The sequence below is a fragment of the Bradyrhizobium sp. NAS80.1 genome (assembly GCF_001908205.1).
Taxonomy (GTDB): domain Bacteria; phylum Pseudomonadota; class Alphaproteobacteria; order Rhizobiales; family Xanthobacteraceae; genus Bradyrhizobium.
In genome coordinates, this window is the sequence record NZ_LGHL01000185.1 from 1 (window position 1) to 13,404 (window position 13,404).

Sequence of the window (13,404 nt, forward strand, 5' to 3'; positions counted from 1 at the left end):
TCGTGGCCCCACCGTCCGCAGCCGGCGCTGCGGCCTCGGGAGCGTCAGGCTGCGGGGCTGCGGACGTGGCCGCCGAGGCGATCGGAGCTGCACTGGAGGTTGATGTGTCACCTCCGATCAGGGCGACGGTGTTGAGGGCTGGCAGAGACGCCGCGACCGACGCATAAGGACTGCCGTCGAGGGTGAGCATAACCTGGCCGTTGTTTGCGACGACCGCCAGATGATGCCAACCACCGGGCGACACGGGGGCCCCCGTGCCGCTGCGCTGGACCGCGCCGGCGTTGGTCACCTCGACGAACGGTGCGCCGTTGTCGATGCCGATGACCAGCGCGTTGCCGGCCGTGGGATCCCGGCGGCTATAGAGCGCGGCATTCGGTTGTGCCGCGGAAGGCTTGATCCACATCGAGAGAGCGAACGGCGCGCCGGCAGCCTGCGTCAGCGACGGCGACGCCGGCAGCCTGACCGGGGATTGACCGGTCAAACGCAGACCGGTGCCGATGATTGATCCCTCCGCCGGCTGGCCGACACTCTGGGCATTGTTGGCCCACACAGAAGAGTCGAGCGACGGCGTGCCGCGTTCGCTGAAGTGATAGACCAGCAGCGTGTCCGGATCATAAGTACCCTTGGCGTCCGCCGCGCTGGGAGCTTTCTTGTTACCGTAGTAGAGCCAGAACTCGGTCTTGGCACCCGCCTGCACGTTCGGCACCGACACCCAGACCAACGCTTCGCTCAGAAGCGAATCGTACTTCTCTACGTGGTATTTCAACGGTGTCTTGTCGTCGCCGGCAACAAACCGCAAGTCGCTGCCATCATCCTTGGCCGACCCAAAGCGGAAGTTACCGGTGTGAAGCCGAACCAGGACCGGTGTCGTCCCGATAGCATCGGTGATGTTGGCGCCGGTCGCACTCGCGTCGATCGCGATCTTTTTGCGCAGCGACCACTCATCGTTCCACCAGGCTTTGGCTGGCGACGGCAGCATCGTGATAGCCGCGATGAGCCCGAACAGCAGGGCAGACGCCCACCTGGCGATTGTGCCGCGATGTTCGATACGGCGCGTTGTGCGCATGTGACCCAACCCCATTGTCATCAGAATTCACCCCAGATCCGGAAATTGAAGCGCGGGTCGCGCGCCTGCGTATAAGCCTGGCTGATCATCGGCACCGAATAGGCGACCATGCCATTGACGTAGTTGAACACCTTGAAGCGGGTGCCGACGCCGTAGCTCCACAGATCGAACTGTGACTGCTGATCCGGCAGTGGCTTCAGCACCGTGGCGCGGCCCGCATCCGCGAAGGCGAAGAATCGCCATTCATTGAAGGTGGTGAAGCGCGGTGTCCCCGGCCCCGTCTCGTCCTTGAGGTGTTTCTGCAGCGTCTCGCCGATATTCGGGCTGCGCAGCTCGATGTTGCCGACCACGCCGTCATCACCCAGCACTTCGGACTCGAGATAGCCGCGCACCGTATCGAGCCCGCCGACACTGAATTGCTCGCTCGAGACCAGCGGTCCGTCCGCAACCTGTCCTTGCACTTTGCCCCAGAGCTGGAATCCCTCCGGCAGCTCCTGGGTATGCGAGACATCAGCGTTGAAGTGCGCGAAGCTCGGCGAGGCCTGATAACGCTTGGCGTCGAACGCGGTCCAGTCGCTACTCACCGGCCGCGTATTGTAAGTGACCGCGGCGTTGAACTGCGTCGTGAACTTGTCGGCCTGGAACGTCGCGCCGTAGCTTGCGACCAGCGGATAGTAGGTCACCGGCGAGGAGAATCCATCGCTGGCGAGCTTCACGGTCTGATCAAAATGCTTGAAATCGGCGCCGGCCGACAGCGTATGGAATAGGCCATCACGCGACGGCAGCGTCATCACGGCGCGCGCGCCAACGATCTCGCCGGGGCCAACGATATTGGTGCCGCCGACTGTTGCGACACTGCTGTTTGACTTCACACCATAAGCGAGAACGCTAAGCCATTCGACATTCGGGATGCGCGCCAGATAAGAGGCTGAAAACACTTCGGCATCAGCTGGTCGCTGCGGCGCCACCTGATATGTAAAGCTTAGCGAGTGACCTTCCTGCCAAAGATTGTCGTAATGAACCGTGCCGACAAAGCGGATCGGCGTCGTGCTCGGAGACTGGCGGTTGTTGATCTCGGCGCTGCCATGAATCGGCGCCGTGTCCTCAACGTTGAGATCAACATCGACCGTGCCCGGCGCGACTCCGGCCCGTAGTGCTGGCGTGACCCGCCTGTCCGGCCACTGGTTCAGCGCAACGATGTCCTTTGTCACGTCGTTGAAGTTCGGCACGGCGCCTTCCTTGAGCGAGCCGGCCCGATCCTTGATCTTGTCGAGGTCGAAATAGCGCGAGTTCTTCACCCGCAGCCGACCGACCTTCAGTTCCGTCACCTGCAGCGTGACAACCTTGGCCTGGACATTCTGCTCCGGCACAGAGACGCTGACAGTCTGGTAGCCCCTGTCGTGATAGGCCTTCTCCAGCGCCGTCCGCGCCTTCTCGACGTCTTCGGCGCTTCTGTTCGGCCCCAGGTAAGGATAGATCACCTCTTCAATTTCGATCTGCGGCAGCTTGTCGGCACCACGAATGGCGAAATCGTCAATGTCAAAACGCTGCGCCGATGCCGGTTTCTGTGCTGGCGCGGTTGGCGCCGCGCCGTCAGCCCGTGGCGGCTGGCCCTTCGCAGCAGGCGCCGTCTTAGCCGTCTCGGGCGGCTTAGCGACGCCTCCTTCGGCCATCGCCGGAGACGATATTATGACGCAGCCCAGAAGCGCGCCGATGGATGCACTCAGGCAAAGCAATTCCTTCCTCGCGGATAAAGATCCGCAAGTGTTGTCGCCACAATGTCCCACGAACGCCCCGTACTTCTCCGAATAATCCAAGCGTCAGCGTTGCGGCACCCCCGCAATCACTGACGCGCAGTTAAGAGACAACTGGCCGGAGCGAAATCGGCAACGTTTGTCGGTAATTTTTTGAGGGCGTTTTTGGCCATCAGGCCACTTCATCCGCTAAAGCGCGGTGTTACGGAATAAGTCGGCCAATGGCAGAGGCGGCAGCGCGCAGCCCACGGGATTGTCGCGATCACCTACCATGCGGTGGGTTCAAAAACTGCCCAAACGCAGATAGCGCACGATCAGTCTTTCTTGAGATGGGCGCGCTAAAATCCCTCCTAAAAAAAGAGATGGACCTTTCCCTCCTTATACCCCGCGGCCGTGGGTCTGGCGCTGGAAGCGCCCCGCGGCAGCGAGCAAATGTCAGCGGCAGAGCTCCGAAATGGCACTTCGCGCGAAGAGGAAGCGGAGGGAGGGAGAGCATTCGAAGCATGGAAGCAAGCCGGTGACTAAACCGGCCCCTGATTTCGAAGATCAAATTCGGTTCTAGTGGGGCATGGTTATGACGAAGCACTTCCGCCCCAAATCAGGCGAAATGCTCGATATCCACGAGGCGCCGTCAGTGGCGCCTTCGACAAAGAAGCCACGTACTGCACGCTGCGATCGGAATGATGGATCAATCCGACATCCCCGGCGGGTCTGGCGGATCGCCATTGTCAGCGCCGACGAGACGAACTCGACCCGCATGTGATCGCGCATCGCCCAACCGACGATCTTACGGCTGAACAGGTCCATAACGGCCACAGGTACAGCCAGCCCTCCGCCGTTGGGATGTAGGCGATATCGGCAAGCCAGACCCGGTTCGGGGCCGCGGCGGTGAAGTCGCGTGCGATCAGGTTGGTGCGATCGGCAAGTCGTGACGGCTGTCGGTGGTGCGGAGCCACCGATACAGGTGCTATCAATACCCCGAAGGCTCGTAAGAAGAAGCGATTGGCAAAAAAAAGATTGATCTCGCTCCGGATCTCAGCTCGCCAATTTCACAGGATCTAGCGGACTGGAAATTAACATACCCGGCGCGGGCGAAAGCGGCCGCGCCACGCTGGCAGGCGCTGGCCTATACGGGATCCGCTTCGTAGTCGTCGACCGTTCTGATAATTAGGTCTAGGCGCTGTCTCGTCCGGCCGAGCATCCGCAGGCTATGCCGCACCGTGACGAGATCGTGTCGGTAATCGCGGCAACGCTCGACGATGCCGGGGATCGATGGCCGCTGGCGAAACTCGCCCCAATGAGCGGGGTCGGCCCAGATCCGTTTTATAGCTAACGCAAGCGCCGGGATCGGAATCCAGTGCGGGGTGTCGTCGTCTTCCCAGTTCGCTGCTCGCTGGTCGGCAAGGATGTAGGCCAGCCCTTCGAGGTATGCGTCGAGATCGCCTCCGGCCTTGACGCCGAGGACGTCGACCATCTTGGCGGCGAGCAGCTGGTAGTCGGCCGAAAACGGTTTGACGCGGATGGCGTGATCTGCCGCTTTGTAGGCGACAAGGAAATCTCAGCATAGGGTGGTAGGCCTTGCCTGATCTCAAGGGCCCGGGCGCGTGAAGCTTGCCAATCGGCATCATCGGCCAGCGCGACCAGATCGCCGTCTTCGTCCTTGGCGACGAATTGGGAGGCATCACCGGCGAGCTCGATCGCTCGCCACCACTGATCGCGATAGGTGAAGGGCTGTAGCGCCGTGCGCATGACGGTGGCGACGTCCAGCGAGGCGCCGACGGCGGTGATGATCTCGTTTGCCATCACGCGTCCCCCTGCAGCTTCCGTATCAGGCGCTCGGTGCTGCTCTCGCGCTGCCCCCATCGTGGCGGCGGTTGGGTGGTGGCGCTACCGGGTCACCGTTCGCGTCGATCGTGATGCCAGCGGTGGGTGGAGCGGTGGACTCATTCGCTCAGCTTCCCGCGTTCAGCCATGTGGTCAGGTACTTCGTGAACTTGGGATCATGGCCGCTGCGCTCGGCCGCGTAGTGCATGGCGCCGGACAACAGCTCGGCCGGTGTCGCCTGCTTCTTCTGGACGACGCGAAGATACGCTTTCTTGGCGGCGGCCTTGTCGACCTTCTTTGGATACTGCTTCCACCACTCCTCGAAGGCGGCGTTGGTGTCAGGGTTCTGACTCTGACTACGCCGCCCAGAATCTTGATCGCCGAGATCGAGCTGGGGAGAGTCTATCTCTTCAATGGGTTCTTCTAAGGGTTCATTCAAAGGGTTTGTCGGCAAACCCTTGCCGATCACTTTGACACGATTTTGCCGATCACTCTGCAGAGATTTGCCGATCACTCCCCCTGTGTGATCTGCAAGTTCTTTCCGATCACCGTCACTGTTCTTGAGGGCAAGGTGGTAGAGGTTGGTTTCCTCCCGACCCCGCCTTTTGCTGATCAAATGTCCGCGCTCGACGAGGGCCGAGAGAACAGTGCCGATTGTCCGAACTGAGATGCCGAGGTCGTCCGCTAGAGTCGTCTGTGCCATCCAGGCCCAGCCGCCTTCCTTCCGGTTGAAGTATTTGGTCAGCGCGATCGCGACGAAGCCGGAGAGCGGCGGTAGTGCCGCGCAATCGGCGGCAACCTGTCGAAGCCAGTTGAATTGATCTTCGGTGAAGCTGACGCCGGATGCTTGACCGGCTGGGGACGTGTGACTAGATCTGCTCATGTCGCTGCTCCTAACAGTGACCGTGCCGAGAGCCCTTCGGGAGTGGTGTCCCTTACGGCTCTACTTTTCATGGAAGCCCCGCCGCCTTCAGCAAGTGGTGGGGTTTTTCCATTTCCGATTTCTGGAATTGCGCCCTTGAGTTGGCCCGTCCCCGGGTGCCGCGCGGCGCTACTACTCCGCTCCGTTTGTCTGCCTCCTCATTGCGATCGGCGGGTCGGCGGTTGGTCATGGCCGCGTCCCGGCAGAACGGACCGCGCACGCCGCCGAATCACTCCGGTGGTTTCTCTGGTGGTCTATGCAGCGAATCGGTGGTTTTGGACGTGTTCTGTTCGCTATTTCGTCCGTTCCAGGTCGAACGGCAGAACACGAAAAAGTCTTGCAAATACGAGGCTTAAAATGGTCGGAGCGAGAGGATTTGAACCTCCGACCCCTAGTCTCCCAGACTAGTGCGCTAACCGGGCTGCGCCACGCTCCGAACGTCGTTCCATTAGCTAGGATCGCTGCATTGTGCAAGGCGAGGCACGCACCATTTTGGTGATCGCCCTGTCCCGGAACTACCCGCAAAGCTGGCGAGATGCGGCCCTCACCCGTCCTTCAGCGCCTGGTCGAGCATTTCCCGGCAGGCGACGAGGTCGGCGAGCGCCCGTCCGAGTCGCTCGCGGTCCAGCGCGCTGGGGCCGGCGGGCGCGGCGGCGCCGCCCTTGCGGAAAGTGGTGAGGATTTCCTCGTCGTCGATCTCGGCGAATCGGAAGTCAATGCCTTCCTCCTCGCCCTGGTAGTCGTCATCATCGGTGTCGGTGACGCCGCGGATCGGAGCCTCGTCCTCAGGCTCCATCAGGCTCAGGCCGATGGCATCCTCGATTGCCCCGAAGGAGACCGCGGCCGAGTTGTCGGCGAGGCCCTGCACCGATTTGACGCCGTGTTCTTTCAGGATCCGCTGCACACCGCGGATGGTGTAGCCCTCTCCGTAAAGCAGTCGGCGGATGCCCTTGAGCAGGTCGACATCGTCGGGGCGGTAGTAGCGGCGGCCGCCGCTGCGCTTCATCGGCTTGATCTGGGAGAATCGGGTCTCCCAGAACCGCAGCACGTGCTGCGGAATGTCGAGTTCCTGCGCTACTTCGCTGATGGTTCGGAACGCATCCGGCGCCTTGTCCAAATGCCAAATCCTCCGCGCAGGCGATTACGCCTCGGGTTGAGCCTTGCTGGCATCGCCATTGCCGCGATGCTGGGTATTGATCCGCTGCTTCAGGATCGCCGACGGCTTGAACACCATGACCCGGCGTGGCGAGATGGGCACCTCGGTGCCGGTCTTCGGGTTACGGCCGATACGCTGACCCTTCTTGCGAACCATGAAGGAGCCGAACGAGGACAATTTGACCGTCTCGCCCCGCTCGAGGCAGTCGGTGATCTCCTTCAGCACGAGTTCCACGAAGGCGGACGACTCCGTGCGCGACAGGCCTACCTTCTGATAGACGGCCTCGCAGAGGTCAACACGCGTTACGGTTTTACTTTGGTCGGTCATCGCCCTGCCCCACATCACGGCGAACAATTGTTGTCTGAAATTATGAGGTTACGGGACGGCGGTCAACAGCGCTCATCGATGCAGACGCATGGATAATCGGCGCTGATTCCGGCAAAATTTTATCGATTGTGGCCTACCAGCGCACCAGCGCAGAGCCCCAGGTGAAGCCGCCGCCCATCGCTTCCAGCAGGACCAGGTCACCGCGCTTGATGCGGCCGTCCTTGCGCGCCACCGACAGCGCCAGCGGGATCGATGCGGCCGACGTGTTGCCGTGACGGTCCACCGTCAGCACCACCTTCTCAGGAGCGATATGGAGCTTGTGGGCGGAGGCGTCGATGATTCGCTTGTTGGCCTGGTGCGGCACGAACCAGTTGATGCTCTCGGCATTGAGCCCGGTCGCCTCGAAGGCATCCACGATCACATCGGTGATCATGCCGACCGCGTGCTTGAAAACCTCGCGGCCCTCCATGCGCAGATGACCGACGGTCTGGGTCGAGGACGGTCCGCCGTCGACGAAGAGTTTGGCCTTGTGGCGGCCGTCAGAGCGCAGATGAGTGGTCACGACGCCGCGGTCGGTCGCGGCATTGCCCGGCTGCTCCTGCGCCTCCAGCACCACCGCGCCAGCACCGTCGCCGAACAGCACGCAGGTGCCACGGTCGTTCCAGTCGAGGATGCGGGAGAAGGTTTCCGCCCCGATCACCAGTGCGCGCTTGTAGGCGCCGGTGCGCAGGAAGTTGTCGGCGGTGGCGAGCGCGAACACGAAGCCCGAGCACACCGCCTGGAGGTCGAAGGCCGCGCCATGGGTGATGCCGAGCCCGTGCTGCACGGCGACGGCCGTCGCGGGGAAGGTGTTGTCCGGCGTCGAGGTCGCCAGCACGATCAGTTCGATCGACTGCGCGTCCACGCCGGCATCCGTGAGCGCAGCCTGCGCCGCCTTGATTGCCAGATGCGAGGTGAACTCGCCTTCGGCCGCGATGTGCCGCTCGCGAATGCCGGTGCGCTGCACGATCCACTCGTCGGAGGTGTCGATGCGCGCCGCCAATTGGGCATTGGTCACCACCTGCTCCGGCAAACAAGAGCCGCAGCCGAGCACGACCGAACGAATTTGAGTCACGAAACAGCCTCCTGCGCGGCCTGCACGGAATTGAGTGCACTACCCTCGCGGTTGAGCATCTGATTGATCTTGTTCAGGAGATCGTAGTGAGCCATCTCATAGCCAACATCGATCGCATAGGCAAAGCCTTCGGCGCTGGTTCCGCCATGGCTCTTGACCACTAGTCCCTTCAGCCCCAGGAACACGCCGCCGTTGGACTTGTTGGGGTCCATCTTGTCGCGCAGGGCCTGAAAGGCGCTGCGCGCAAAGAGATAGCCGAGCTTGGACAGCCAGCTCCGCTGTATCTCGTTGCGGAGTAATTCCGCCATCTGCCGCGCGGTTCCCTCGGCGGCCTTGAGCGCGATGTTGCCGCTGAAACCTTCGGCCACAATGACGTCGGCCAGCCCCTTGCCGATGCCGTCGCCCTCGACGAAGCCGATATAATCGAGCTCGGGCAGGTTTCTCGCGCGCAGGATTTCGCTGGCTTCACGGATCTCCTCGTGCCCCTTGATCTCCTCGGCCCCGATGTTCAACAGCCCGACGGTGGGCCGCTTCTTGTTGAACAGCACGCTTGCCATCGCAGCGCCCATCACCGCGAGCGACACCAGATGGTGCGCGTCGCCGCCGATGGTGGCGCCTAGGTCGAGCACGACGGACTCGCCGCGACTGGTCGGCCATATCCCGGTGATCGCCGGGCGGTCGATTCCCGGCAACGTGCGCAAGTTGAAGCGCGACATCGCCATCAGCGCGCCGGTATTGCCGGCGGAGACCGCGACATCCGCCTCGCCCTTCTTCACCGCATCGATGGCAAGCCACATCGAGGAGGTCTTGCGGCCGCGCCGCAGAGCCTGACTCGGCTTGTCCGACCCGCTGACAGCAACGTCGGTATGGATGATCTTCGACGCGGCCTTCAGCTGGGGGGTGGCGGTCGAGCTCGGGTTCGATCTTGGCGCGGTCCCCGACCAGGAGGAACTCGATTTCGCGATGCCTGTCCAGCGAGATGGCGGCGCCTGGAATGACTACGGGGGCGCCGACATCGCCTCCCATGGCGTCAAGCGCGATGCGAACCTTGCTTAGCATAAAAGTCCTGGAAACCTGGTCTGCTGCGGTCTTGAACTAGCGGGGCCGCAAATGGGTTCGCCACGGACATGGCGACCGGCCTAGTGCCACGCCGCACCCGGACCGGGGCGCGACAATAGCGTTTTGTTGTCCCGAAACAACCTCTTGCCCCCAGCCTTTTGCATTCGGGACGATCCGGCTACGGACCGGAAAAACTCAAAGAAAATATATTAAAATCAAATAGATAAAAGGACCACTGAAACCATCCCGGCAAGCACTTCCCACCGCACGGCAAAGCGTTCCTACGGGGAATACGTAGCTATTTGCCTTTCTTCTTGTCCTGAAGCGCTTTCAGCGCCGCGAAAGGATGGTCCTCGGGGTCGGGAGCGATGACCTCCGCCTCGAACACAGCTCCCGGCTTTCGCGGATAAGGATCGATCGCCAGGAACAGGGCATCGGTGGCGAGGCGACCGAGATCGATGATTCCATTGACGATCGCCTCCGGCGGATCGGCGACCTCCGGCGGCTCCTCGTCATCCTGCCCCTCCTCGATCAGGTCGGCCAGGCGGCGCGCCTCGGCCTCGGGGGGCGAACATCAGGTCCACCTCCTCCTCGATCTCGTTCTCGATCGGATCGAGGGTGACCACGCAGGTCTGGCCGATGCGGGCGCGGACGTGGCCCGTGACCTGGACCCGGCCACCGCTTTTCGGCTCAACGTCGAAGGCGGCGTGGGCGGACAGGATTTCCCGGAGGCCAGCGACCTCCGCCATGGCCTGCCGCTCGGCGGCTGAGGCCTCGAGCTCACGGTGCAGGCCGGTGTCGGGAATCTGGGCGACGATGACGGGCGCCCGCCAGGGATCGCGTTCGAATCCGGTAGTCGGTCGGCTCATGGCGTCACTTCCTCGCTGAGCGCCGGGGGAAATTTGAAGGACGCGCAGAAGAGCGCAGCCTCGCCGGTCCGGCCGAGATCAATCTCCGTGGCCCGGGCGTAAGCCGCGAGCCGCTTCGCCTGGTCCATTCCGGTCCCATTCAAGATATTCTTGCAGATCGCCGATGCCAGCGCCTCGCCGCCGCCTTCGATGGCCTGGTCATAGGCCTGCACGCGGCCGTAAAAGGCCTCGCCGAACGCCCGCATCCGCTTCGGCACCGTCTGGTCGCCGACCCCCATCTCGCGCAAATTGTCGTCCATGTCCTCGCAGAAGCGGTCGAACAGCGCCTGCGACAGCTCCGTGGCGCCCTGGGCCGTGCGCAGGCGGCGCAGCAGCAGCCAGAGATGCAGCAGCAACAGGTCGAAACGACCGTTAACCGTATCAGGCACGCCCAAGTCGCGGTAAAATATGGGTTCTCGCGCCTGCGTCACGATCATGCCATAGATGGCTTCAATGGTGCCGCGCGGGGCTTGCCGGGGTTTCCTGAAGTGATTGAACGGCCAAACCATTGTGGGTTCCGCAAGCGGGCGTGCGCGTGTTGCAATTGCAGTCTCCGCCCGGTACTTCAGCGCCTCGCGCGACGCAAGGGGACGGAATCAGTTCCGCAATGACGATAACGAACCAGACTAGCCTGCGCGCAGACAAGCGGCGCGGCTTTCAAGCACGCTGGCGCGGCTTGCGCCTGCTCGCGGCCGCGACCTTGGTCGGGGTGGCGCTTGCGGGCTGCACCGGCGAGCAATTCCAGAAGGGCTATATCCTGCCGCCCGGCGCGCTGGAGCAGATTCCGATCGGCGCAAGCCAGGACCAGGTGCTGATCGTGATGGGCACGCCCTCCACGGTCGCGACCCTCGACGGCGAGGTGTTCTACTACATCTCGCAGCGCTCGGAGCGCCCGGTCGCTTTCATGAACCAGAAGGTGGTCGACCAGCGCGTGATCGCGATCTATTTCGACAAGAATCGGCGCGTGCGCCGGCTTGCGAATTACGGCCTCCAGGACGGCAAGATCTTCGACTTCATCAGCCGGACCACGGCGACGTCGGGCCAGGAGATGAACTACCTCACGCCGCTGTTCAAGCTGCTCAGCTTTAACTGAGCCTTGAGCCTGCGGCGTCCTGCCGCCCTCGGCGCGGCACTTGCCGTCGTCCGCGAGGCACTTGCCATCGCCTGCGACTTGCCGTTGCGCGCCGGGTTCCCTACGCTTCCTGCAAAACAAAAAGCAGGGAGTGGATTCGTGCCCAACAAAGTTCTTTCCCGTCGCAATGTGCTCGCTGGTGCTGCCGGCCTGTCGGCCGCAGCGATCCTGCCACGATCAAGCCTGGCGGACTGGAAACCCACCGAAACCGTCCGCCTCATTGTGCCGGCGGCGGCCGGCGGCTCGACCGACGTCATGGGCCGGCTCCTGGCCGCCCATCTGCAGACGGCCTGGGGCCAGACGGCCGTTGTGGAAAACCGCTCGGGCGGCGGCGGCACGATCGGCACCGCCGAGGTGGTCCGCGCCAAGCCTGACGGCCACACCATCCTGATCGGCAACCCCGGGCCGAACGCCATCGCCTACAGCATCTTCAAGAACCTCACCTACAAGCCGGACCAGCTGCAGCCGGTCTCCAACATGATCCGGATCCCGAACATCGTCTCGGCGCATCCGAAGACCGGCATCAAGTCGGTCGCCGAGCTGATCGCCTATCTCAAGGCCAGTCCGGACAAGCTCAGCTACGCCTCCTCCGGCGTCGGCCAGAGCCCTCACCTCACCGGCGCCTGGTTCCTCCAACTGACCGGCCTGAAGATGACGCACATCCCGTTCCGCGGCGCCGGTCCCGCGCTGCAGGCCGCGCTTGCCGGCGACATCCAGATCCTGTTCGACAATCTCTATCCGAGCCTGCCGCAGGTGCAGAACGGCACTCTCACCGGCCTCTGCGTCACCACAAGCGAGCGCAGCAACCTCGCACCGAACCTGCCGACGATGCGCGAGAGCGCGCCGGAGCTCGCTAATTTCGACATCTCGTCGTGGTTCGCGGTATTCCTGCCGAAGGGTGTCCCCGCGCCCGTGCTCGAGTCGCTCAATCTTCAAGTGAAGGCGATGCTCGAGCGTGACGACATCAAGAAAAACATCGCCGCCATGGGCGCCCGCGCCGACTACGGCACACCGCAGCAATTCTCCGACTTCGTGGATGCCGAGACGAAGAAGTTCGCCGGCATCATCCAGAAGGAAGGATTGCAGATGGACGTGCAGTAGCTCGCGTATCCCCCGGTTGTGGCGCGCCAGACGGCTTGACCGCACGTATCGACCGAACATGCGTACAACGTCGCTCCCAATCGACTCGACGGGGCCTGCTTGCTTATTGTCTCGATCAGCCGGCTCTCCGGCACGGCTGCTTTGCCAACGGCGCAAAGCTCGCATCGGCAGGCCCAAATGTCTCTTGACTTAGAGTGCGCTCGAACTCGTAGTTTCCGTGCGTCGTGATGAGAGACAGGCATGAAGATCGGCGAACTCGCGAAGCGTTCCGGACTGACTGCCCATACGATCCGCTACTACGAGCGGATCGGACTGTTGCCTTACGCCGACCGAGATCGATCCAGCCGACGTGACTACGATGCCTCGATCCTTGTGTGGATCGAGTTTCTCGGCCGACTGAAGACGACTGGTATGCCGATCCGGGACATGCTGCTTTACGCGGAACTCCGGGAGCGAGGCAGCGGCAGCGAGGCCGAGCGGCGCGCGCTGCTGGAGCGGCACCGTGAAAGCGTGCGTGCCCACGTCGACGAGCTGAATGCCTGTCTTCTCGTCCTCGACACCAAGATCGGCGGTTATGCCGAAACGGAACAGAGGATGAAGGATTATGATGCAACACTTCCCGAACGCCGGCGAAAGCCGGTTGGAGCGCGGTCGCCGCGCACTGGCTGAGATCGACGGAGAGGCCGGCCATAAGGTCGTGGCGGCGCTTGGTGACATCGCCCCAGACTTCGCCACCTATGTATTCGAATTTCCATTTGGCGACATCTACTCACGGCCCGGGCTCGACGTCCGTTCGCGCGAAATCGCAACGATCGCAGCGCTCGCGGCCATGGGGAACGCCACACCTCAGCTCAAGGTGCATATCGAGGCAGGTCTGAATGTCGGCCTCGGTCGAGAGGAGATTATCGAGATCCTCATGCAGATGGCCGTCTATGCCGGCTTCCCGGCTGCCCTCAACGGCCTGTTCGCAGCGAAGGAGGTATTTGCGCAAAGAGCCGAGGACGGATCGGAGCCGAAAGCCTGAAGCTCGACCGTCGACCC

13 protein-coding genes, 1 tRNA gene and 3 pseudogenes are annotated in these 13,404 nt (G+C 62.7%); 5 read left to right on the forward strand and 12 right to left on the reverse strand.

Annotation, left to right across the window (positions count from 1 at the left end):
• The 4 genes and pseudogenes from AC629_RS34490 to AC629_RS34505 all read right to left on the reverse strand — a co-directional run.
• The coding region (locus AC629_RS34490; protein ID WP_143199658.1) for a DUF2341 domain-containing protein at positions 1–1,087 on the reverse strand (1,087 nt) is incomplete at its 3' end.
• Positions 1,087–2,739, reverse strand: coding sequence for a ShlB/FhaC/HecB family hemolysin secretion/activation protein (locus AC629_RS34495; protein WP_084809241.1), 1,653 nt, complete (start codon positions 2,737–2,739; stop codon positions 1,087–1,089). The genes AC629_RS34490 and AC629_RS34495, both read right to left, overlap by 1 nt.
• Positions 2,740–3,446: 707 nt before the next feature.
• A pseudogene (locus AC629_RS49240) lies at positions 3,447–3,766 on the reverse strand (DDE-type integrase/transposase/recombinase); the annotation flags it as partial.
• A 180-nt stretch (positions 3,767–3,946) separates the two neighbouring features.
• Positions 3,947–4,294: a hypothetical protein gene (locus AC629_RS34505; RefSeq protein ID WP_084809243.1), complete on the reverse strand. Its 348-nt coding sequence runs from the start codon at positions 4,292–4,294 to the stop codon at positions 3,947–3,949.
• A gap of 137 nt (positions 4,295–4,431) precedes the next feature.
• On the opposite strand from AC629_RS34505, the gene AC629_RS49990 reads away from it, so the two are divergent.
• The gene (locus tag AC629_RS49990; RefSeq protein ID WP_283848220.1) at positions 4,432–4,557 is read left to right on the forward strand and encodes a hypothetical protein; all 126 of its coding nucleotides are present in this window, start codon (positions 4,432–4,434) and stop codon (positions 4,555–4,557) included.
• Between the two features lie 214 nt (positions 4,558–4,771).
• Here AC629_RS49990 and AC629_RS34510 read toward each other — a convergent pair whose 3' ends face one another.
• The 8 genes and pseudogenes from AC629_RS34510 to AC629_RS34545 form a co-directional block, all read right to left on the reverse strand.
• A complete protein-coding gene (locus tag AC629_RS34510) occupies positions 4,772–5,527 on the reverse strand; it encodes an LvrA C-terminal domain-related protein (RefSeq protein WP_084809244.1) in 756 nt (251 codons plus the stop codon).
• A gap of 397 nt (positions 5,528–5,924) precedes the next feature.
• Positions 5,925–6,002, reverse strand: a tRNA-Pro gene (locus AC629_RS34515).
• Positions 6,003–6,110: 108 nt separating this feature from the next.
• Positions 6,111–6,683, reverse strand: coding sequence for a MerR family transcriptional regulator (locus AC629_RS34520; RefSeq protein ID WP_084809245.1), 573 nt, complete (start codon positions 6,681–6,683; stop codon positions 6,111–6,113).
• Between the two features lie 24 nt (positions 6,684–6,707).
• Complete coding sequence (locus AC629_RS34525; protein WP_208866994.1) at positions 6,708–7,049, reverse strand: integration host factor subunit alpha; 342 nt, start codon at positions 7,047–7,049, stop codon at positions 6,708–6,710.
• Between the two features lie 133 nt (positions 7,050–7,182).
• Positions 7,183–8,163 (reverse strand): beta-ketoacyl-ACP synthase III, encoded by a 981-nt coding sequence (locus tag AC629_RS34530; RefSeq protein WP_084809246.1) that lies wholly within the window; start codon positions 8,161–8,163, stop codon positions 7,183–7,185.
• Positions 8,160–9,222 (reverse strand): annotated as a pseudogene (plsX, locus tag AC629_RS34535) (phosphate acyltransferase PlsX). Before plsX ends, AC629_RS34530 begins: the two are co-directional and overlap by 4 nt.
• Before the next feature lie 298 nt (positions 9,223–9,520).
• Positions 9,521–10,091 (reverse strand): annotated as a pseudogene (locus AC629_RS34540) (YceD family protein).
• A complete protein-coding gene (locus AC629_RS34545) occupies positions 10,088–10,639 on the reverse strand; it encodes a ubiquinol-cytochrome C chaperone family protein (RefSeq protein ID WP_084809247.1) in 552 nt (183 codons plus the stop codon). The pseudogene AC629_RS34540 and the gene AC629_RS34545 overlap by 4 nt, the downstream one beginning before the upstream one ends.
• A 98-nt stretch (positions 10,640–10,737) precedes the next feature.
• On the opposite strand from AC629_RS34545, the gene AC629_RS34550 reads away from it, so the two are divergent.
• From AC629_RS34550 to AC629_RS34565, 4 genes are all read left to right on the forward strand, one after another.
• Positions 10,738–11,223, forward strand: coding sequence for an outer membrane protein assembly factor BamE (locus tag AC629_RS34550; RefSeq protein WP_084809248.1), 486 nt, complete (start codon positions 10,738–10,740; stop codon positions 11,221–11,223).
• A gap of 138 nt (positions 11,224–11,361) precedes the next feature.
• Positions 11,362–12,363: a Bug family tripartite tricarboxylate transporter substrate binding protein gene (locus tag AC629_RS34555; protein WP_084809249.1), complete on the forward strand. Its 1,002-nt coding sequence runs from the start codon at positions 11,362–11,364 to the stop codon at positions 12,361–12,363.
• Between the two features lie 240 nt (positions 12,364–12,603).
• Positions 12,604–13,032, forward strand: coding sequence for a MerR family transcriptional regulator (locus AC629_RS34560; protein WP_084809250.1), 429 nt, complete (start codon positions 12,604–12,606; stop codon positions 13,030–13,032).
• A complete protein-coding gene (locus tag AC629_RS34565; protein WP_143199662.1) occupies positions 12,971–13,387 on the forward strand; it encodes a carboxymuconolactone decarboxylase family protein in 417 nt (138 codons plus the stop codon). Before AC629_RS34560 ends, AC629_RS34565 begins: the two co-directional genes overlap by 62 nt.
• Positions 13,388–13,404 lie beyond the last annotated feature (17 nt).

Bases quoted from the DNA above. Each gene is read 5' to 3' on its own strand.
- AC629_RS34565 (WP_143199662.1), top strand. From the start codon at position 12,971: ATGCAACACTTCCCGAACGCCGGCGAAAGCCGGTTGGAGCGCGGTCGC.
- AC629_RS34560 (WP_084809250.1), top strand. From the start codon at position 12,604: ATGAAGATCGGCGAACTCGCGAAGCGTTCCGGACTGACTGCCCATACG.
- AC629_RS34550 (WP_084809248.1), top strand. From the start codon at position 10,738: ATGACGATAACGAACCAGACTAGCCTGCGCGCAGACAAGCGGCGCGGC.
- AC629_RS34510 (WP_084809244.1), bottom strand. From the start codon at position 5,527: ATGAGCAGATCTAGTCACACGTCCCCAGCCGGTCAAGCATCCGGCGTC.
- AC629_RS34505 (WP_084809243.1), bottom strand. From the start codon at position 4,294: ATGGTCGACGTCCTCGGCGTCAAGGCCGGAGGCGATCTCGACGCATAC.
- AC629_RS34525 (WP_208866994.1), bottom strand. From the start codon at position 7,049: ATGACCGACCAAAGTAAAACCGTAACGCGTGTTGACCTCTGCGAGGCC.
- AC629_RS34545 (WP_084809247.1), bottom strand. From the start codon at position 10,639: ATGGTTTGGCCGTTCAATCACTTCAGGAAACCCCGGCAAGCCCCGCGC.
- AC629_RS34495 (WP_084809241.1), bottom strand. From the start codon at position 2,739: ATGGCCGAAGGAGGCGTCGCTAAGCCGCCCGAGACGGCTAAGACGGCG.